This window comes from Synechococcus sp. A15-24, assembly GCF_014280195.1.
In the GTDB taxonomy this organism is placed as follows: Bacteria; Cyanobacteriota; Cyanobacteriia; order PCC-6307; family Cyanobiaceae; genus Parasynechococcus.
Map to the genome: position 1 here is coordinate 1,175,165 of NZ_CP047960.1, position 18,593 is coordinate 1,193,757.

General features: G+C 60.1%; 23 protein-coding genes and 1 other RNA gene. 10 read left to right on the forward strand and 14 right to left on the reverse strand.

Features of this window, described 5'->3' with window-relative positions:
- Positions 1-20: 20 nt before the first annotated feature.
- From pyk to SynA1524_RS06415, 4 genes are all read left to right on the forward strand, one after another.
- Positions 21-1,475, forward strand: a complete 1,455-nt coding sequence (gene pyk, locus SynA1524_RS06400; RefSeq protein WP_186496044.1) for a pyruvate kinase — start codon at positions 21-23, stop codon at positions 1,473-1,475.
- Positions 1,476-1,498: 23 nt separating this feature from the next.
- Positions 1,499-2,728, forward strand: coding sequence for an ABC transporter permease (locus SynA1524_RS06405; protein WP_186496047.1), 1,230 nt, complete (start codon positions 1,499-1,501; stop codon positions 2,726-2,728).
- Positions 2,729-2,784: 56 nt separating this feature from the next.
- The gene (ftsH, locus tag SynA1524_RS06410; protein ID WP_186496050.1) at positions 2,785-4,698 is read left to right on the forward strand and encodes an ATP-dependent zinc metalloprotease FtsH; all 1,914 of its coding nucleotides are present in this window, start codon (positions 2,785-2,787) and stop codon (positions 4,696-4,698) included.
- A 63-nt stretch (positions 4,699-4,761) separates the two neighbouring features.
- Positions 4,762-5,013: a DUF7219 family protein gene (locus tag SynA1524_RS06415; protein ID WP_286188495.1), complete on the forward strand. Its 252-nt coding sequence runs from the start codon at positions 4,762-4,764 to the stop codon at positions 5,011-5,013.
- Positions 5,014-5,045: 32 nt separating this feature from the next.
- On the opposite strand, the gene SynA1524_RS06420 is transcribed toward SynA1524_RS06415, so the two are convergent.
- Positions 5,046-5,192, reverse strand: a complete 147-nt coding sequence (locus SynA1524_RS06420; protein WP_186496052.1) for a DUF2256 domain-containing protein — start codon at positions 5,190-5,192, stop codon at positions 5,046-5,048.
- Complete coding sequence (clpP, locus tag SynA1524_RS06425) at positions 5,189-5,782, reverse strand: ATP-dependent Clp endopeptidase proteolytic subunit ClpP (RefSeq protein WP_186496056.1); 594 nt, start codon at positions 5,780-5,782, stop codon at positions 5,189-5,191. The genes SynA1524_RS06420 and clpP overlap by 4 nt, the downstream gene beginning before the upstream one ends.
- An 80-nt stretch (positions 5,783-5,862) precedes the next feature.
- On the opposite strand from clpP, the gene psb29 reads away from it, so the two are divergent.
- Positions 5,863-6,501, forward strand: coding sequence for a photosystem II biogenesis protein Psp29 (gene psb29, locus SynA1524_RS06430; RefSeq protein ID WP_186496059.1), 639 nt, complete (start codon positions 5,863-5,865; stop codon positions 6,499-6,501).
- Here psb29 and SynA1524_RS06435 read toward each other — a convergent pair.
- From SynA1524_RS06435 to petN, 3 genes are all read right to left on the reverse strand, one after another.
- Positions 6,483-7,382 (reverse strand): hypothetical protein, encoded by a 900-nt coding sequence (locus SynA1524_RS06435; protein ID WP_186496062.1) that lies wholly within the window; start codon positions 7,380-7,382, stop codon positions 6,483-6,485. The two genes, psb29 and SynA1524_RS06435, sit on opposite strands and share 19 nt — an antisense overlap.
- A gap of 453 nt (positions 7,383-7,835) precedes the next feature.
- Positions 7,836-7,970 (reverse strand): hypothetical protein, encoded by a 135-nt coding sequence (locus SynA1524_RS13000; protein WP_286188496.1) that lies wholly within the window; start codon positions 7,968-7,970, stop codon positions 7,836-7,838.
- Between the two features lie 4 nt (positions 7,971-7,974).
- Complete coding sequence (petN, locus tag SynA1524_RS06440; RefSeq protein ID WP_011128167.1) at positions 7,975-8,076, reverse strand: cytochrome b6-f complex subunit PetN; 102 nt, start codon at positions 8,074-8,076, stop codon at positions 7,975-7,977.
- A 72-nt stretch (positions 8,077-8,148) separates the two neighbouring features.
- Here petN and clpS point away from each other — a divergent pair, with 72 nt between their 5' ends.
- Positions 8,149-8,445, forward strand: coding sequence for an ATP-dependent Clp protease adapter ClpS (clpS, locus tag SynA1524_RS06445; protein WP_186496065.1), 297 nt, complete (start codon positions 8,149-8,151; stop codon positions 8,443-8,445).
- Between the two features lie 2 nt (positions 8,446-8,447).
- Here the strand turns inward: clpS and SynA1524_RS06450 are convergent, their stop codons facing one another.
- Positions 8,448-8,675: a hypothetical protein gene (locus SynA1524_RS06450; RefSeq protein WP_186499549.1), complete on the reverse strand. Its 228-nt coding sequence runs from the start codon at positions 8,673-8,675 to the stop codon at positions 8,448-8,450.
- A 74-nt stretch (positions 8,676-8,749) separates the two neighbouring features.
- Between SynA1524_RS06450 and SynA1524_RS06455 the strand changes: the two genes are divergently transcribed.
- The gene (locus SynA1524_RS06455) at positions 8,750-9,025 is read left to right on the forward strand and encodes a DUF2103 domain-containing protein (RefSeq protein ID WP_186496067.1); all 276 of its coding nucleotides are present in this window, start codon (positions 8,750-8,752) and stop codon (positions 9,023-9,025) included.
- Between the two features lie 8 nt (positions 9,026-9,033).
- On the opposite strand, the gene SynA1524_RS06460 is transcribed toward SynA1524_RS06455, so the two are convergent.
- The 4 genes from SynA1524_RS06460 to SynA1524_RS06475 form a co-directional block, all read right to left on the reverse strand.
- A complete protein-coding gene (locus SynA1524_RS06460) occupies positions 9,034-9,234 on the reverse strand; it encodes a hypothetical protein (RefSeq protein ID WP_186496070.1) in 201 nt (66 codons plus the stop codon).
- Positions 9,235-9,252: 18 nt separating this feature from the next.
- A non-coding RNA gene (gene ssrS / locus SynA1524_RS06465) (6S RNA) lies at positions 9,253-9,436 on the reverse strand.
- Positions 9,437-9,438: 2 nt separating this feature from the next.
- Entirely contained in the window at positions 9,439-10,620 is a 1,182-nt protein-coding gene (locus tag SynA1524_RS06470; protein WP_186496073.1) for a 5-(carboxyamino)imidazole ribonucleotide synthase, read from the reverse strand.
- A gap of 55 nt (positions 10,621-10,675) precedes the next feature.
- Positions 10,676-11,548, reverse strand: a complete 873-nt coding sequence (locus tag SynA1524_RS06475) for a carbohydrate ABC transporter permease (protein ID WP_186496076.1) — start codon at positions 11,546-11,548, stop codon at positions 10,676-10,678.
- A 79-nt stretch (positions 11,549-11,627) separates the two neighbouring features.
- Between SynA1524_RS06475 and aroB the strand changes: the two genes are divergently transcribed.
- On the forward strand, positions 11,628-12,743 hold the full coding sequence (gene aroB, locus SynA1524_RS06480; protein WP_186496079.1) for a 3-dehydroquinate synthase: 1,116 nt from the start codon (positions 11,628-11,630) through the stop codon (positions 12,741-12,743).
- Here aroB and SynA1524_RS06485 read toward each other — a convergent pair.
- Entirely contained in the window at positions 12,697-13,845 is a 1,149-nt protein-coding gene (locus SynA1524_RS06485) for a class I SAM-dependent methyltransferase (protein ID WP_286188497.1), read from the reverse strand. The genes aroB and SynA1524_RS06485 overlap by 47 nt on opposite strands.
- A gap of 64 nt (positions 13,846-13,909) precedes the next feature.
- On the opposite strand from SynA1524_RS06485, the gene SynA1524_RS06490 reads away from it, so the two are divergent.
- On the forward strand, positions 13,910-14,716 hold the full coding sequence (locus tag SynA1524_RS06490) for a TPM domain-containing protein (RefSeq protein WP_186496081.1): 807 nt from the start codon (positions 13,910-13,912) through the stop codon (positions 14,714-14,716).
- An 8-nt stretch (positions 14,717-14,724) separates the two neighbouring features.
- Here the strand turns inward: SynA1524_RS06490 and SynA1524_RS06495 are convergent, their stop codons facing one another.
- The 3 genes from SynA1524_RS06495 to SynA1524_RS06505 all read right to left on the reverse strand — a co-directional run bounded on the left by SynA1524_RS06495 (position 14,725) and on the right by SynA1524_RS06505 (position 17,609).
- On the reverse strand, positions 14,725-15,453 hold the full coding sequence (locus SynA1524_RS06495; protein ID WP_186496084.1) for a glycoside hydrolase family 24 protein: 729 nt from the start codon (positions 15,451-15,453) through the stop codon (positions 14,725-14,727).
- 216 nt (positions 15,454-15,669) lie between these two features.
- The gene (locus SynA1524_RS06500; RefSeq protein ID WP_186496087.1) at positions 15,670-16,758 is read right to left on the reverse strand and encodes a hypothetical protein; all 1,089 of its coding nucleotides are present in this window, start codon (positions 16,756-16,758) and stop codon (positions 15,670-15,672) included.
- Complete coding sequence (locus SynA1524_RS06505) at positions 16,752-17,609, reverse strand: TIGR04168 family protein (RefSeq protein ID WP_186499550.1); 858 nt, start codon at positions 17,607-17,609, stop codon at positions 16,752-16,754. Before SynA1524_RS06505 ends, SynA1524_RS06500 begins: the two co-directional genes overlap by 7 nt.
- 45 nt (positions 17,610-17,654) lie before the next feature.
- Between SynA1524_RS06505 and nadA the strand changes: the two genes are divergently transcribed.
- Positions 17,655-18,587 (forward strand): quinolinate synthase NadA, encoded by a 933-nt coding sequence (gene nadA, locus SynA1524_RS06510; RefSeq protein ID WP_186496090.1) that lies wholly within the window; start codon positions 17,655-17,657, stop codon positions 18,585-18,587.
- Positions 18,588-18,593 lie beyond the last annotated feature (6 nt).

Here is an 18,593-nt window from a genome sequence, read left to right on the forward strand (position 1 = left end):
CAAGGATTTTGAGCCTCGGTATGGGCCAGTTCGATCAGAACCGTCGGACCAAGATCGTGGCCACCATCGGTCCAGCCACGGAAAGTTCCGAGCGAATCAAGGAACTGGTTCAGGCTGGAGCCACCACCTTTCGGCTGAATTTCTCCCACGGCGACCACAGCGAGCATGCGGCGCGGATTACGACCATCCGCCAGGTGTCTGAAGAGCTTGGGATCAACATCGGCATCCTTCAGGACCTGCAGGGACCAAAAATCCGCCTGGGCCGTTTTGCCGAGGGCCCGATCACCCTGGCCAATGGCGACAACTTCTCCCTGACGTCCAGGCCGGTGAGTTGCAACCAATCCATCGCCACCGTCACCTACAACAAGCTTGCTGACGAAGTCACCGCCGGCAGCCGCATCCTTCTAGACGACGGCCGCGTTGAGATGAAAGTCGAGCAGGTGGATCAGGCCGAACAGACCCTGCACTGCACCGTCACCGTTGGCGGTGTTCTCTCCAACAACAAAGGGGTGAATTTCCCAGATGTGCAGCTGTCCGTCCGCGCTCTGACGGACAAGGACAAGGTGGATCTGGAATTCGGTCTCTCCCAGGGGGTCGACTGGGTGGCCCTGAGCTTCGTACGCAATCCCTCCGACATGGAGGAAATCCGTGGCCTGATCCGTGAGCATGGCCACGAGACCCCCGTCGTCGCCAAGATCGAGAAGTTTGAGGCCATCGACCAGATCGATGCCATCCTTCCCCTTTGCGATAGCGTGATGGTCGCCAGGGGTGACCTGGGGGTAGAGATGCCCGCTGAGGAGGTCCCTCTTCTGCAGAAGGAATTGATCCAGAAAGCCAACAGCCTGGGCATTCCGATCATCACGGCTACCCAGATGTTGGATTCGATGGCCTCCAGCCCGCGGCCCACCCGCGCCGAAGTGAGCGATGTGGCCAACGCCATTCTCGATGGCACCGATGCGGTGATGCTCTCCAACGAAACGGCCGTCGGCGATTTCCCGGTGGAAGCCGTTCAGACGATGGCGACCATCGCCTGCCGGATCGAAAAGGATTATCCCCAGCGTTCCGTTGACAGCCATCTGGCCAGCACGGTGCCGAATGCCCTGAGTGGCGCCGTCAGCACCATCGCCAGCCAGCTGAACGCCTCGGCGATCCTCCCTCTCACTAAAAGTGGGGCCACAGCCAAGAACGTCAGCAAGTTCCGTCCCGCAGCGCCGATTCTGGCCATTACCCCTGATCCAACCGTGGCTTGCCGCCTGCAACTGGTTTGGGGGGTGAAGCCGCTGGTGATCCCGCAGCACGAACGCACCACTCACACGTTCCTTTCTGCGATGACCCAGGCCAAAACAATGGGGCTTCTCAAAGAAGGGGATCTGGTTGTTCAGACGGCCGGGACCCACACGGGCGTCTCCGGTTCCACCGATCTGGTCAAGGTGGGCATCGTCAGTTCCGAGGAAGAACCCGTCAACATGATCTGATTGCTCTTCTCTGCTGAGCTGCGATGACCCGGCGGATGCCAGCGACGGAGACCGTGAGGATGGCTCTCACCACGTTGCGCAGCAATCGATTGCGCAGCCTGCTGACGATGGTGGGCATCGTGATCGGCAATGCGTCAGTGATCACGCTGGTGGGCGTCGGACGTGGCGCTCAGGGTCTGGCGGAAGAGCAGCTCAGCAACCTCGGCGCCAACGTTCTGTTTGTGGTTCCTGGCAACAACGACACCCGCCGCCGCGGCGTGGCCTTCCCCAAAACACTGGTCCTCGAAGACGCTGAAGCGATCGCTGAACAGGCTCCCAGTGTTCGCCGTGTGGCGCCGCAGATCACCAGCAGCCAGGTCGTGCAGGCAGGTGCGCGAACGGCCACCAGTTCCATCTCGGGGATTACCGCCGACTTTTTACCGGTCCGCAGTTTTGAGATTGCCCGCGGACGATTCATCACTCCCCAGGACAACCAGGCCGCTCGAGCCGTAACAGTGATCGGGCCGGACCTACGGAGCAAGCTCTTCCCTACCAGCGAACCGCTGGGGCAACAACTCCGCATCGGAACAGAGGCCTTCGAGGTGATCGGTGTAATGGCCCCAAAGGGAGCGGTGTTCGGCAGCAACCAGGACGAGAACGCATACATCCCCCTGAACACCATGGTGACCCGACTGACCGGTCGTGATCCCACCTACGGCGTCAGCCTCAGTTTCATCAGCGTGGAGGCGCGGGACGAGGCCAGCACCAGTGCCGCAAAGTTCCAGATCACGAACCTGCTGCGCCAGCGCCACCGGATCCTTCGGGACGATGACTTCGCGGTGCGTTCTCAGAAAGATGCACTCACCATCGTCGGCACCATCACTGGCGGACTCACCCTGATGCTGGCCGCGATCGGGGGAATCTCCCTGCTGGTTGGCGGCATTGGAATCATGAACATCATGCTGGTGTCCGTCAGTGAACGGACGGAGGAGATCGGACTACGGAAGGCTCTGGGGGCACGCAGCAGTGATGTGCTCCAGCAGTTCCTGGTGGAATCGTTGGTCCTGGCCAGCCTCGGTGGAGCCATTGGCACGGCAGGCGGCCTGGGAACGGTCGCTCTGGTGGCAGCGGTCAGTCCACTACCCGCGAGCATCGGGCTCACCACCGTGCTGGTCACGGTGGGCTTGTCAGGCTCCATCGGCCTGTTCTTCGGTGTCGTACCGGCCCGCCGAGCTGCAAAACTCGACCCGATCGTGGCGCTCAGAAGCCTCTGAGCCACACCACAGCAGCAATTTTCCTGCTTTACAGTCATTTATCATTTCCCAGGATCATGAATCAGCGTTGGCGCATTGTCGCCCTCTGGCTTCTGCCCATCGGCGTCGTGCTCCTGATCGGTTGGCAGGTGATCAGCAACGGTGGTCTGAACAGTCAGAACGCCGGGGGCACCACGGTGGCGCCTCGCAATGCAGCGGTGGCCCGCATGAGTTACGGCCGCTTCCTCGACTACGTGGAAGCCGGTCGCGTGACAGCTGTGGACATCTACGACGGTGGCCGCAATGCTGTGATCGAAGCCGTTGATCCTGACCTCGACAACCGCGTCCAGCGTCTGCGGGTGGATCTTCCCGGTCTTGCTCCGGAACTGGTCAACACCCTGAAGGAAGAGGGGATCAGCTTCGACATCCACCCCCCACGTACAGCACCTCAGGCCCTTGGCCTGTTGGGCAATCTGCTGTTCCCGCTGCTGTTGATCGGATCATTGATCTTCCTAGCCCGTCGCAACAGCGGCATGCCCGGAGGCCCCGGCCAGGCCATGCAGTTCGGCAAGAGCAAGGCTCGCTTCATGATGGAAGCGGAAACCGGTGTGATGTTTGATGACGTCGCCGGTGTTGCTGAGGCCAAGCAGGAACTTCAGGAAGTGGTGACTTTCCTGAAGCAACCCGAGCGTTTCACGTCTGTTGGTGCTCAGATTCCCCGTGGACTGCTGCTGGTTGGTCCTCCTGGAACTGGCAAGACACTTCTTGCCAAGGCGATTGCGGGTGAAGCTGGCGTTCCATTCTTCTCCCTGTCCGGCTCTGAGTTTGTCGAAATGTTCGTGGGTGTCGGTGCAAGCCGGGTCCGCGATCTGTTCAAGAAAGCCAAGGAAAACAGCCCCTGTTTGATCTTCATCGACGAAATCGATGCCGTTGGACGTCAACGTGGCGCTGGCATTGGTGGCGGTAATGACGAGCGTGAGCAAACTCTTAACCAGCTGCTCACCGAAATGGATGGTTTCGAAGGCAACAGCGGTATCATCATCATTGCGGCAACCAACCGTCCGGACGTGCTGGACTCAGCCCTGATGCGTCCTGGTCGCTTCGACCGTCAGGTCACCGTCGATGCCCCTGACATCAAGGGTCGACTCTCCATTCTGGAAGTTCATTGCCGCAACAAAAAGCTTGAAGAGGAGCTGTCCCTCGAGAGCATTGCCCGACGCACCCCAGGATTCACGGGTGCTGACCTAGCCAACCTGATGAATGAGGCCGCCATCCTCACGGCTCGTCGCCGCAAAGAAGCCATTGGCCTCAGCGAGATAGATGATGCCGTTGACCGGATCATCGCCGGCATGGAAGGCCGTCCACTGACCGATGGCCGAAGCAAGCGTCTGATCGCTTACCACGAGGTGGGCCATGCGTTGATCGGCACCCTGGTGAAGGATCATGACCCGGTTCAGAAGGTCACACTGATTCCTCGCGGGCAAGCACAGGGCCTTACCTGGTTCTCACCGGATGAAGAGCAGACCCTTGTGACCCGGGCGCAGCTCAAAGCAAGAATCATGGGAGCACTCGGTGGTCGGGCTGCAGAAGATGTGGTGTTCGGTCATGAGGAAGTGACCACAGGTGCTGGTGGTGACATTCAGCAAGTTGCTTCCATGGCTCGCCAGATGGTGACCCGCCTCGGGATGAGTGATCTGGGTCCCGTCGCCCTTGAAGGCGGAGGTCAGGAGGTGTTCCTTGGCCGAGACTTGATGTCCCGCAATGACATCTCGGAATCAATCTCCCAACAGATTGATGCTCAGGTCCGTCAAATGGTCAAGCGCTGCTACGAGGAAACTCTTGACATCGTCGCGGCCAACCGTGAGGCGATGGATCGCCTCGTAGAACTACTGATTGAAAAAGAAACCATGGATGGCGGCGAGTTCGCAGCTGTTGTGGCTGAATTCACTCAGGTGCCAGACAAGGACCGCACGGTGGTGATGCTCGACTGACAATCGATGTTTAATTGGTCTGCTCTCCTTATGCTTGAGCAGACCAACCCAGATCAATGATCCATGGCTGATCAGGATAGGATCCGCAATCCCATGGAGATCTACAGCAGTTTTCACGGAAAAGATTGGAGCCCACAGAGAGCCGCATTTCACCAAAATCTTGAACAGTTTGCCGACCGAATCGGCTTAATTGTCGGCTTGCAAGCCAATGGAAAAATCAGCCAAGAGGAGGCATACGAGCAGATTAAAGAACTCTGGAAGACTTTGAAAATCAGCCGCAACGATTTACTACCCAATGATGGCGATGAATTTTAAAATATTTAATGCATGATAACACTTACTAGGAATTATTTTGAATCTGGTTGTTTGAATTTGCGCCATCGGCATCTTTCCGAGCAATAGATCACTGAATCCCAGTTGTTTCGCCAGGCCTTGCGCCACTGAAACGGCCGCTCACAAACCGGGCAGATTTTGCTGGGCAATCCGGACTTCATTCCACAGCCTGAACGGGACGCTTATCGATGACGGAATCAATCAGGCCATACTCAACGGCCTCGCCGGGAGACATGAAAAAGTCGCGATCCGTGTCCTGTTGAATTCGGTCCAGTGGCTGACCGGTGCGATCAGAGAGTTCTTGGTTCAGTCGTTCCTTGAGATATAGAATTTCGTCTGCCTGAATCCGGATATCACTGGCCTGACCGCGGGCGCCACCAAGGGGTTGGTGGATCATGATCCGCGAATGCTGAAGGCTGCTGCGCTTACCTTTGGTTCCGGCACAGAGAAGAAACGCTCCCATACTCGCCGCCAAGCCGACACAAACAGTGTGCACATCAGGCTTGATGTGCTGCATGGTGTCAAAGATGCCAAGGCCGTCGTAAACGGAACCGCCGGGTGAATTGATGTAGAGATAAATATCCTTCTCGGGGTCTTCTGCTTCTAAGAAGAGCATCTGAGCAACGATGCGATTGGCCGAATCACTCGTGACGGCTTCCCCCAAGAAAATGATGCGTTCGCGTAGCAAGCGCGAATAGATGTCAAAAGCCCTTTCACCACGACCTGACTCCTCGATCACGATTGGAATCATGGCGTCCCTGCGAGTCTGACAATCCTAACGGCGTTGTCTTCGGCGCTAAGGTCACACTCATTCGATTGAGAGCACGCACGTTGGCTGAGCGTCACACCATCGCGGACAGCAAGCGCGCCTTTCATCAGGCCTTTCCGCATGTCATTGCTCCGCTGTACCGGCGGATTGCTGATGAACTACTGGTGGAGCTGCACCTGCTGAGTCACCAGGCTGCGTTCCAAGCCAACAACCTTTTCGCCGTCGGCCTCACCACCGTGTTTAAGCGCTTCACCCAGGGCTACCGCCCTGTGGAGCACCCCGCAGCCTTGTTATCTGCGCTTTGCAGCAGCAACGGATTTGACGCTGAACAGCTGAAGCAAACGGCTCAGCAATGCCTGCAGGACGCCAAAGGGCATTCCGATGACGCATCCCAGAGCTGGTTGAAAGAACAGTCCCTGAGAGACGGCTCTCACTACTCAAGACTGATGGCGGTTGGACTTCTCGCTCTGCTGGAAGGGTCGTCGGACGAGAGCGATGCAGAGGCCCTGCGTCAGCAGGCCATCGATCTGTCACCGGATCTTGGACTACCGGCTGAACGCGTCGAAAAGGATTTGACCGTGTTCTCCTCCAACAGTGAGCGGATGGAGCAGGCCGTGGAACTGATGCAGGAAACCCTCGCTGCGGAACGACGCAAGAAAGAAAAGCGCCTCGCAGAAGCCACTCAAGGTTCAGCCAGCTGACCCTCAAGCCACTGCCAGTCAGCCCTGTTCTTGAACAAGGGCTGAAGCTGCAGCTTCATCGACAAAGCCTGTTGAATCGTCTTTGACCAGCTGTCTGCCATCAGTCCCCGTCTGACCAGTTCTCGGGGAAGCATGGTCATGCTCAGCCGAGTGCCTGCATCGGTGCTGCCAGGATCACTGGGAAGCGGTGAACCCCCAAGACTCAACTCCAGACGTTGAAGCGAATCGTCCGAGGGGGCAACAATCCGACCTCCCAAGGGTGGTCCATCAGCTCGAGACCACACAACCGCTTCACTGGCTGATCGACCATCCGGGTTGATCACATCGACAACTTGACGCACCAGGCCACGCTCCTCCAGTGCTTTGCCAACCCTGTTGAGAGTGGACGCCAGGCGAGCTCGTGGCATGGTCAGTCGCAGGTTCATTTGAAGAACGGCATGAAACGGGCCACGGCTCACGGGGGTTAGACGAATCTGCAGCGGCGCTTTCAGCAGTGTTGTCAACGTCGAGGACGGGAGCCCGAAGTTCGACTCCAGTGATTGCTGTATCGACTCGTTTGTGAGGAGACGCCTCAGAAGTTGATCGGCTGCTGGACTTTCAAGCCGCAACAACAGGGCATCGTCTGCAACCGGCGTCATGGGCAGGCGTTCCTTCCCACGGAACAGAGGCGCAACCAACCGCACCCCAGCCGGTGCTTGTTCCAAAGACAGCGATGACACCACTCCGCTGAACCGAATCTGAGCCGCGGTGCGGGTGAGGCGGAGGCATCCGTTTGAAACCGATGAAAGCAACCGGGCGATGGGGCCTGCCATTGAGGACACTGCTGCAGGGGTCCAGTGCACAGCGGGTCCCTCCCGCAGCAAATCTAGACACTGATTCATCAGTCGCGATCGGGGAGGACGACTGCCCGCTGACTGCTGAACAAAGACCTTCGCATGCAAGTCGTCGGCGAACTCAATCCTCAGAGACGACTGTTCAGCTAGAGGATCAGACGGTGTCGACGGTAAGACCAGAACCGCTGGACCATCGTTCAGCCAGGCCGTCCACCAGATGGCCCCGTTGCTGTTCACCCAGAGAGACGGGTTGCTTCTTCTGATCCAAGCCTCTGACTCCAGAGCTCCGGCGGCGATTGATCGGCCTTAACCCGATGGCTTTGCAAAAGCTCTGAGACCGCCAACAGACGATGCATGGTCTCTTGATCACCGGCTGCGTCGTTTTTCCGAACAGCCGGTGTGACCAAACGCACCAGCGGCAGAACAATCAGAAGGCAGAAGATTGACGTTGTCAGCGGATGGACAAGCATCCAACGCAGACTGGCCGGCCTTCCCATCAGCTCAGGGTTGACGCCGACGTCTGTCCCGCAACTCGATGAAGGACAGATAAATCACAGAGACACTGACGAAGACGAGGAGAGCAGCCGCTGTGATCTCCAGTCCCTGGTTGAACGTGAACGTCGCAGGACCGTTCAAGGCCTCAGAAGTTCAAGGTTCCGTCGCCGTTGCGACCCCACACCACCATGGCGATGGAGAAGCTGAACATGGCGGCGAGCGATGCCCAGGCGACGGTGAACAGCATTGACTTGACTTATTCAATGGCTGGATCCTACCTAGGGTCCACGGCCAGCCTTCTTCGTTTGAAGCAACTGTCATGAGCAGCTCAAGTCCTGGCTCAGCGTCGTTGCTTGAGCGCCAGACCATCACCCAGCGCTATCCCCAGGCCCGTGTGATTGTTCTCGATGACGACGTCAACACGTTTCAGCACGTGGTTGACAGCCTGCGCAAGATCATCCCGGGCATGAGTGAGGAAAAGGCCTGGGGACTCGCCAACCGCATCGACGGACAGGGTTCCGCTGAAGTCTGGTGCGGTCCGCTTGAGCAGGCCGAGCTGTACCACCAGCAGCTGGCCGCAGAGGGGCTCACCATGGCTCCACTCGAACGCTGCTGAGCTCAATCCGCCGGTTGTCGCGTTGCTTTGGTGAGTCGCAGCAGATCCACGGTCTGCAGTCGTTGCGTCTTGGCATCGAGTACAAACCGAACCACTCGACCAGGGCAAAACGCCAGGCCCCGCACCTCCATGCCGTGGAGTTCGGAGGTCAACATTCTGGCTTCACAACCGCAACGTTCTGCCAGGGGGCCGGACACGGCACGTCGAAGAGTGTCAACTGATTTGAGCATCAGGGCCACTGGTGGCTCCCTCCGGCATAGCCAGGCTGGCTAGCTTCAAGCGGTTCTCAGGGATTCCTCAAGGTTTGGGCCGGGTCGTCATCACCCACAGCACCTATGTGGACGGGCTGATTCCCTGGCTCAAAAGCCTTGCCAAGGACCGCCGCATTCAAACGGTCACGCCAGCCGTGATCAATCGGGTTCGAGGTCGCAGTCAGACGCTTCAACTGCGGGTTTCAACCCCCATTCGCGGCGGGTTCAAGTTGATGGCTCGCAAGGGCAGCAGTGTTCAAGAAGTTTTTGTTGTCACAGAGCTGGAACAGAGCCAACTTCAAAAGGTCGTCGATGACCACAGGCCCTGAGTCGTCAATCAGTGCTTCTGAGCCGCCTGGCATGTCTCGGGGACTGACAGTCTGATTTCAGACTGACTGTCGCAGAGGCCGGCCCAGTCCGAGCGACGGAAGCATTGGGTAAGGATGGCGCGGCAAGCCACCTGAGCGTCATCGGGCAGAAAGCGCACGGGCTCCGCCTGCGCCAGAACCAGTCCGATCACAAGAAACAGCGTCGGCATCGTCAGGCTTGATCAATGGGGTGAACCACCGTGCCGTGCGAGCCCCAGTGGTCGACCTGGAAGAACCAGAAGGGGAAACAAAGTGGGGATTCGTTTCCGGCTACAGGGCCGGTTTACGGCACCGTCACGACAGTCTCCCCAAGTCGAAAGAGAGTCAGATCAGAGCACTAGAAAAAGGCCGTCACCAACACAGCAGTTCAGGTTTCAGCTTAAAGCTGAATTCACCGTTGGAGACGGCCAGATGCCGCGGATAACCTCCAGTGCGGATTCGGCTTGATGCTCTCGCTGCTTTGCATCAGCCCCCGAGAGCAACACGGTCACGTGACCGAGTTTGCGTCCAGGAGTTTCCGGTGACTTGCCATACCAGTGCAGGTGCGCATCCGGCAAAGCCGCTAAAGCGTCCAAGCGTTGTTGTAATGGCGTGGTGGCTGTCTCAAGCCCCAGCAGATTCACCATTAGTGCACCATTGCTGGTGAATTCAGGCGATGGAACCGGCAGACCGGCCGCAATGCACACCTGTTGGTCAAATTGACTGCTGCTGCAGGCTTCGATCGAGTAGTGGCCGGAATTGTGTGTTCGCGGAGCCACTTCGTTCACCTGTAACCCATCGGGTCCGAAGAAAAACTCCAGGGCCAGAACCCCGACGTAATTGAGTTTGGTGAGCAGGGACGCTGCCACGTTGTAGGCCTGGGCTTCCACCCCTTGGTCAACAGCCGCAGGAGCCAGAACCCAGTCGCAGACTTGCTGGCTTTGGTGGGTTTCCACAAGAGGGAAACGGCGAACCCGTCCCTGGGAATCACGACTCACCACCAGCGCCAGCTCTCGCTCGTAATCCACCCAGCACTCCAGCAGCCACTCATCCCTCTCCACACTGCGGATCAAGCGAGCCAGATCCTCAATCGACTCCACAACGACGGTCCCCTTGCCGTCGTATCCGCCATGGGCCGCTTTCGCCATCACCGGAAATGACCACCCCTGAGGCAGGGCTGGCTGAGCCGGCGGGATCCGACTCAACGGGCACCACGGAGGCGCGGAAATGGAGAGATCTGACAACAGCTGCCGCTGCGACAGCTTGTTGATCAGAGGTGAAAGGGCAGAAAGGGCCGGTCGGAACCTCACACCCTGCTGTTCCAGGGGAATGAGGGCATCTATGTTGACCCACTCGTTTTCAAACGTGATTCCCTGGCAGCCCACCACCAATTGGCGGGTTCCTGCTGTGTCACGAGGGTCCGCGATGACCTGACGGGACGAACCAGCACAAGCGGGGTCGTCGGTGGAACCGGTCTGAACCGCCACGGCCACCTGCCGTTCTGCAGCAGCTTCCACCATCATGCGAGCGAGCTGGCCGCCGCCGACGACACCGATCATCTCGGCCGTGGTGGTCATTCCCCATGGGTGCGTAATCTCCCGCAGCTTGCCACTCAATGGAGCGCCTGACCTCTCAGATCAGGGCACGATTGCCACTGAAGGCCAGACGCACCAGGGTGAACAGCATCACCACAAGGAACAGAGCAAGCCCGAGGGTGCAGGCATAACTGATCTCCAGTTCAGCGAAGGCTTGGTCATAGAAGTAATAAACGATGGTCCGCGTTGAATCGGCAGGCCCACCCTGAGTCATCAGAAACACCTCCTCAAACACCTTGGTGGCCGCGATCGACGACACCACAGCCACCAGGGAAACGTAGGGACGAAGCAACGGCAGGGTGATGTCCACGTGCTGGCGCCAGCCCTCGCTGCCATCGAGTTCGGCCGCCTCGTAGAGCTCTTTCGGGATCCCCTGCAATCCCGCCAGGAAAATCACCATGTAATACCCGAGCCCTTTCCACAACGTAACCACCATCACGGCAGGCAGAGCGAGCTGTGGTGACGTCAGAAAACCGATCGGGGTGAAGGCTGGGCCGAGCAACACAGCCAGCCAGCCATTGATCAGGCCGTTTTCGGCGTAGAGCCAACGGAAGGCGATGGCTGCCACCACAATGGAGACCAGCACCGGTGTGTAGAACGCGCCGCGCATCAGGTGACTGCCGGGCAGGCCCCGATTCACCAGAACCGCCAGAGCCAGTGAGCCGACAACAATCGGCGGGACCACACCGAAGAGATAGAGAAACGTGGTGAGCATCACCCGACGCACCATCGGATCCGACAACAACCGCTGCAGGTTGGCGAGTCCGACGAAGCGGAGTGGCTCCGTCACATCCAAGCCGGAGGCGGTGAAGCTCATCACCAGCGCCATCAGGGCTGGAACCAGCACCGACAGGCTGATCAGCACCAGGGCCGGCAACAGAAACGCCCAGGCGACAAGACTGCGGCGCAAGGTGCTGCTGTCACTGGCATGAGGTTACGGCGGGTTGACCGTCTCCGCCCGGCAGAGTGGTGCCAATGCAGGACGCTCCATGGTCTCCTCACCCACCCTGCGTCGGATCGCCGTCGCCTTGGAACGCAACCCCTATGAGGTGGTGATCGGCGCCGGTGGCCTGAGCCGCCTTGGGGACGAGCTCCTGAACGCCGGAATTCAGCCCGGCCGACGGATCCTGGTGGTCAGCAACCCAGACGTCGCCGCCCCCTATGGAGAGGGATGCCTGCAAAGCCTGCGGCTCCAGGGCTTCCACGCCGACCTGCTGGTGATTGATGCGGGAGAAGACCGCAAGACTCCAGCCACGGTGGCCGCCATCCATGACGCCGCCTTTGAACAGCGCCTGGAGCGCAGCTCGTTGATGCTGGCCTTGGGTGGAGGGGTTGTCGGAGACATGACCGGCTTCGCAGCAGCCACCTGGCTGCGAGGGATCCGGGTGATTCAGGTCCCCACAACCCTTCTGGCCATGGTCGATGCCGCCATCGGCGGCAAAACGGGGGTGAACCATCCCGGCGGCAAGAACCTGATCGGCGCCTTTCACCAGCCGAGCCTGGTGCTGATCGATCCAGAAACGCTCAACACCCTTCCGGAGCGGGAGTTCAGGGCCGGCATGGCGGAAGTGATCAAGTACGGAATCCTTGGCGATCCCGAGCTGTTCCAGTGGCTGGAGGAGAGGCCAGAACCCAACTCAGCCGCTGGCCTTGGCAACAGCCGGCTCGAGAACATTCTGGAACGATCGGCAGCGGCAAAAGCACGGGTGGTTGCTGCGGATGAACGGGAAGGGGGGCTGCGGGCCGTGCTGAATTACGGCCACACCTTCGGTCATGTGGTGGAAACCCTTTGTGGTTACGGCACCTGGCTGCACGGCGAGGCAGTGGCTATCGGGATGGTGGCGGTGGGGCAGTTGGCCGTGAACCGCGGCAGCTGGACGGCGGAGGATGCCGGGCGCCAGACGCAGCTGATCCAGCGCTGTGGGCTACCGACGGCCTGGCCGGATCTGGATCCTGACGCCGTGCTGCGTACCCTTCAGGGAGACAAGAAGGTGAAAGACGGTCGCTTGCGCTTCGTGCTGCCCACGGCCATCGGCCGCGTGGAGATCCGCGATGACATCAGCCGGGACGAGATCCTGCATTGTCTGGATCAGTTGCGAGGCTGAAACGGTCCGCACCAGCCCCGCGGCTGAACAACAGCAAGCGGAAGTCGCCAAGGGCGGCAGGATCCACCAGTCGCAGCAGAGCCTCTCTCCGTCGGAACGCCTCGGCCAGTTCGCTGGCGGGCAACTGCTGCAGCGCATGCAGGTCGTTCGCCAGGCCGAGGGCAAGCAGCGCCTCCCCCTGACGCCTCTGGTCCCGCAGCTGCCAACCGTGGTGTGCAGCGGCCTGGGTCACGGTCTCGATGCAGAGATGGGCGGTGAGGTCCTGCTCCCCGGCATGGGCCAGAGGGTTCATCCCTGCCATGCCATCGCGATAGGCCATGAGTGTCCCCTCCGAGCGTCGGGCGGTGTAATAACGGGAGGCCTCATGGGCGTAATCGATCACCAGCAGGGCCCCATCGGACACCGCTGAAGCCAGCGTCCCGAACCACGGCCACAAGCTGCTGTGCCATTCCGTGGTCCAACCGTCTTCACTGCCAGGCGGGGGTAGCTCCAGTCCACTGGTCTGCAGCTGCTCCTGCAGCGTGTCAGGGAGGGCAAGTGGCGTCGAGGTCAGTTGATCGTTCTGCTCCAGACGCACCCCCTGAAGGGCAAGCTCTCCTTGATGGAGCACCAGGCGATCCACCGGGAAAGCGTCAAGCAGTTCATGGGCCAGTACGACGCCTTGAACGGGAGAGGATTGCAGCTTCTCGATGCCACACCAGCGCACCGGACAGCCGCTGATTCCCTGAAGTCGTTGCTGCTGCCGCTGGCGGAGAGAGGGGCTGCGTTCGACTAGGACAAGCTCACAGCGCTCGATCAGATCGGGATCCTGGCGCGACAGAACAGTCAGCAGATCGGCAGCGAGATCACCTTCACCTGGTCCAACCTCCACCAAGGACAAGGTCGAAGCCTGATCGCACAGGCTGCGCAGCAGATCGATCAGTTGACGACCGAGCAGATTTGCGAAATCAGGACCCAGCGATGGTGACGTCGCGAAGTCCCCTTGGGGACCGATCCGAACCCGGCCTGATCCGTAATAACCGTGTTCTGGATGATGCAGGGCCCAGTCCATGAACTGACGGAAGGGAACCGTGCCACCGGACTGGTGGAGAAGCGTTGCCAACCAGGCCGGACAGTCCGCAGCCGTCGGATTCATTGGAGAGAATGCCCGCCACTACAGCAAGTCCATGGGAACACATCGCATCGCAGGGCTGTGGGCTGTGCTGCTGACAACCCTGATCACCCTGACCGGAGCTCTGCCGGCTCACGCCTACGACAATCCCGAGCTGCTGCCGGACCACCCGACGCCGGTAATCGATCTCGCCAAGGCCTTCACCGATCCCCAACGCTCCAGTTTGGAGAAGAGACTCAACGACGTTGAGGCCTCCACGGGCTGGAAGCTGCGGGTTCTGACGCAGTACGAACGCACCCCAGGTCGGGCCGTGAAGGAATTCTGGGGGCTGGACGAAAGCAGCCTGCTGCTGGTGGCAGACCCCCGTGGCGGCAACCTGCTCAACTTCAACGTGGGCGACGCCTTTTTCGCGTTGATGCCACGCACCTACTGGGTTGAGCTGCAGACGCGATTCGGCAACCAGTACTACGTGAAGGAACACGGTGAGGATGGCGCCATCGTCGATGCCCTCAACGCTGTTGAAGTCTGTCTGGAGAGGGGCGGTTGCCAGGTGGTGCCGGGGCTGCCTCTCGAGCAATGGCTGTGGACCCTCACCACCTCCGCCGTGGGAGGTCTGATTGCAGGATTTGCCGCCTACCCACGCAAGGAAGGCGAAACGGTGGCCTGGGCCTGGTTACTCCTGCTCTCCCCGCTGTGGGTGATGTTGTTTGGAGTGTTCGGCATCGCGCCGGTGATCACCCGCACATCCGACATCCTGCCGATTGTCCGGAATGGCGTGGGATTCCTGGCAGGCGCTGTGGTCGCTTATCTCATTGCTCAAGCAACAGTGGGGCGGCGCCTCAACCAGGAACCGGAGAGTTGAGGGGGCCCTCAGAGCTGGGTCGCGCAGGCGATGCGGGACCCTGTGCAGATCGCTGGGGGCGGAGCCACGTTGAGGGCCAGCTGCTGGCGCTTCTCGTCGCGGATGCGGCGCAGCTCCTGAAGATTCACGTCGTAGAAGGAACGGAGCCGTGAATACTTTTTGACGGGCTGGCCATAAAAACTGCGACCGGCAAGGGTCGGGAACGATGCCCATTCGGGAGCCAGCTTGGCCGTGAGAATCGGGGTAAGAGCGCCTGCATCTGTGAGCCCAAGGGCTTTGCGACGCTGAATGAGGAACAGCGCGCCCTGGTCCTGGGCTTCAGGTCCGAAACCCCGTACACCGATGCTGCGCTTCACCAGGTTCCAGGTAAAAGGCATGAATTGGTAGGCGCCTGCTGCGGCACTGGCGTACCGCGAACGGTAGATCACACGGTTGGGATGGCGGTCGAGCGAGGGCATCAGGCCTCCGCCGAACATCACGCGATAGCCCACATCAAGGCCACCCTTCCAGGTGCCTTCCGCGAAGCGAATGGTATTGAGCATCGCCCGGCGTTCCGGGGTGATTACATAAGGAATGGCCCGGGACGGAACGGCATCGGGCTCACTCAGCAGTTGAGCACGGGAGTCAGAAGGCAGAAGCGTCGCCGCGGTGGGAGCAGGCGAAACCAGCAGCGGCAGGGATCCAGCGATGACGGCCGCGACAAGTGACTTGCGACCAATCAGAGCGTGGATAGCCATAAGAAGCATTCAGGGGGCAGATTCCGAAACGGAGGCCAAAACAATCAGAAGCGGATGATTGTCTTTGGCGAGCGAAAAGAATACCTTTTCCTTTCCTTGCGACTTTGTCGAAGACGAATGCAAGATCAATAAGTATATATGCCAGTCAACAAATCGACCGTTGCATCAGCGTCGGCAGCAATGTCGCCTCTGACACATTTTTTAATTTTTTCGTAATTAATTACACAATTGGTCGCCAACCTGGATCAGCTGCTCAGCCGCCTGCAGAGCCCCACCAGGCGACAGGGGCTCCGCCTTGGCGTGCAACAGCGGTTGATCCAGCTGCCAATCGCCGCCCATCAACTGATCGCGGCTCAGCAGTCGGTGACGTCCATGGCGCGTCAGGCCGTTCATCAAGGCGCTTACCTCAGCGAAATCGCGGCGCTCCACCACGTGCAGGCCCAGATCAAGCGACAAGGCCTCACAGAAGGTGCTGAAGCCCGGCTTGCCGATGTGCCGCTCGCAGAGGGGGAATGCGTCCAGGGGACGCACCCCGGCCGGCAACAGCGTCAGATTGGAGGTACCGGCCAATCGCGCGCAGGTTTTCGGATCGGGCGGACTGGCCATCAGGAAGTGATGATCCGGCCAGTGAGCGAACAGCTGCGGATCCAGCTCCAATCCCATTCCGCCGAAGCCCACTTGGATTATCGGAGAGTCCAGGCCCGCCAGCAACGCTTGCAAGACCTCCGGCAGGGCTCTGGGGCTGCTGCAGACCAGGTCGAGCCGTTGTTCAGGCAGCCCCCAGTCCATGACGAGATCAAAGGGGCAGCGCAGCAACAGCTGCCCACACCGATAGGCCGCCTGCGCACGCTCCGCCATCAGCTCAAACACACCGCCGAAGGGGCGATAGATCGCGTCCCAGCCGAAATTGCTCATCCACACCAGAGGCGCATCAAGCGCTTCAGCCAGCAGCGCCGCAGCGGGAGGAATGTCCCCCAGTATCAACACCGGCAAGCCCTGCTCGCGCACCCAGTTCACCTCCGACTGAACCTGCGCCGGCAGTCGGGCATCGAGTTCGGCCAGGGCGATCAGCGTGGCGGATGGATCGGAACCGAGCGCATCGGCCTGCACCATGCCCACATCCCAGCGACAGGGTCGTTGTTCGATGCCCCCATCCCCCAGCAACAGCGACAGAAAGCCAGAACTGACCATCGAACTCATCACCAGTCGCCAATCCGGGCGAAGCCGGCGCAGCTGCTGGAGCACAGCGGCATCCCTGGCGGCATGCCCAAAGCCATGGCTGCTGCTGCAGACGTAGATCAGCACACCAGAGGCTCCTGTTGTGGCAACAGCTCCTCATGCATCAGTTGGCCGTCCGGTTGATACCAGCGGTGGCTGAGGTGGGTAAGGGCAGGCCCCTCGAACTCCGCCCAGGAGAGATGCAACAAAAGCTTGTTACCGGTATCGCGACCTCTGCGGGGGACGCAGGCGGCATTGAGATACGCCGTGCCACGGCGGTCACGGACCAGGCTCTGACGCAGACCGGAGCCTCGTTTGAGCTGGTGATGCATGTGGCCGAACACCACCAGATCGGGAATGCGGTGACGAGCGATGCGATCGATGGCCAGGGCCAGATCCTGGTCGCCCCAGTCAAGAGCTGGGGTTTTCCAGTCACGACCGCAGGGGCTGGCAGGATCCGAGCCGAGACCGGTGGGTCCGCAGTGGGCCATCACCACCAAGGGCTGATCCGCAGGCACCTCGGCAGCAGCTGTCGCAATGCGCTGCGCCGATTCCTCCAACGACACGGGTCCGTAAATGGCCTCAACGGCTTTGGACAGCTGAAACCCTCCACCGGAACTGCAGGGTCGCCCCCCCACGATCGACAGCGGCAACGGGTCGAGGCGAAGCCGTTGCCAGGCGCAGTGAATACCATCCAGCAGGGTGAGTTGCTGGCGCAGCACACCACCGCTGCGGTCCCGTCCACGGTCGTGATTTCCCAGGATCACTGCCTTGGGATGGGGCAGGGAACGGATCCGACGGGTCAAGCGCAGATCGCCATCGCTGAGATCACCGACGAACAGAACAGCGTCGGGGCGAAGCTGGTTCAGCAAGTGCTCATCCTCCGCACCCCAGGCGCCGTGCAGATCTCCTGCAATCGCGAGACGGAGATGCGTCAGAGCAGATGCCTAGGCTGGGTCCCATCCTGCCCCGTCCGGACTCCGATGAGCGCTGACACCGCCCTCGTTGCGGCGATCAACCGACTCCGGCAGGAGCGCAATGCTGTGATCCTGGCGCACTACTACCAGGAGCCTGAGATCCAGGACATCGCTGATTTCATCGGTGATTCACTCGAGCTGTCCCGCAAGGCCGCCAGCACCGATGCCGATGTGATCGCCTTCTGCGGTGTCCACTTCATGGCGGAAACCGCCAAGATCCTCAGCCCGCAGAAAACAGTTGTGCTGCCAGATCTTGATGCCGGCTGCTCCCTGGCAGACGACTGTCCGGCAGACGACTTCGCGGCCTTCCGCCAGAAGCATCCGGACCATTATGTGGTGAGTTACATCAATTGCACTGCGGCCGTGAAGGCTCAGAGCGATCTGATCTGCACCAGCAGCAATGCCGTGGATCTGGTCCGCCAGCTACCCGCAGAAAGGCCAGTGCTGTTTGCTCCGGATCAGAACCTGGGCCGCTGGGTGCAACAACAGAGTGGACGGGAACTGACCCTCTGGCCGGGACGTTGCATCGTCCATGAAACCTTCAGCGAGGAGGCGGTTCTCCAACTCAAGCTTGAGCACCCCGATGCCGAGGTGATCGCCCACCCGGAGTGCCAGGAGAACCTGCTCGACCTGGCGGACTTCATCGGCTCCACCAGCAAGCTGCTGAACCACACGCACTCGAGTGCGGCTGCCACCTTCATTGTTCTGACAGAGCCGGGAATCCTGCATCAGATGAAGCGGCGGGTACCGACCAAAACCCTGATCGATGTGCCCGGACTCGACGGCTGCAGCTGCAATGCCTGCCCCTACATGCGTCTGAACACACTGCAGAAACTGCACGATTGCCTGGAGACACTTGAACCGGCGGTGGAACTCAACGAGGAGCTTCGCCAACAAGCCCTCAGACCAATCGAACGGATGCTGGAACTGAGTCGCTGAGGCCAG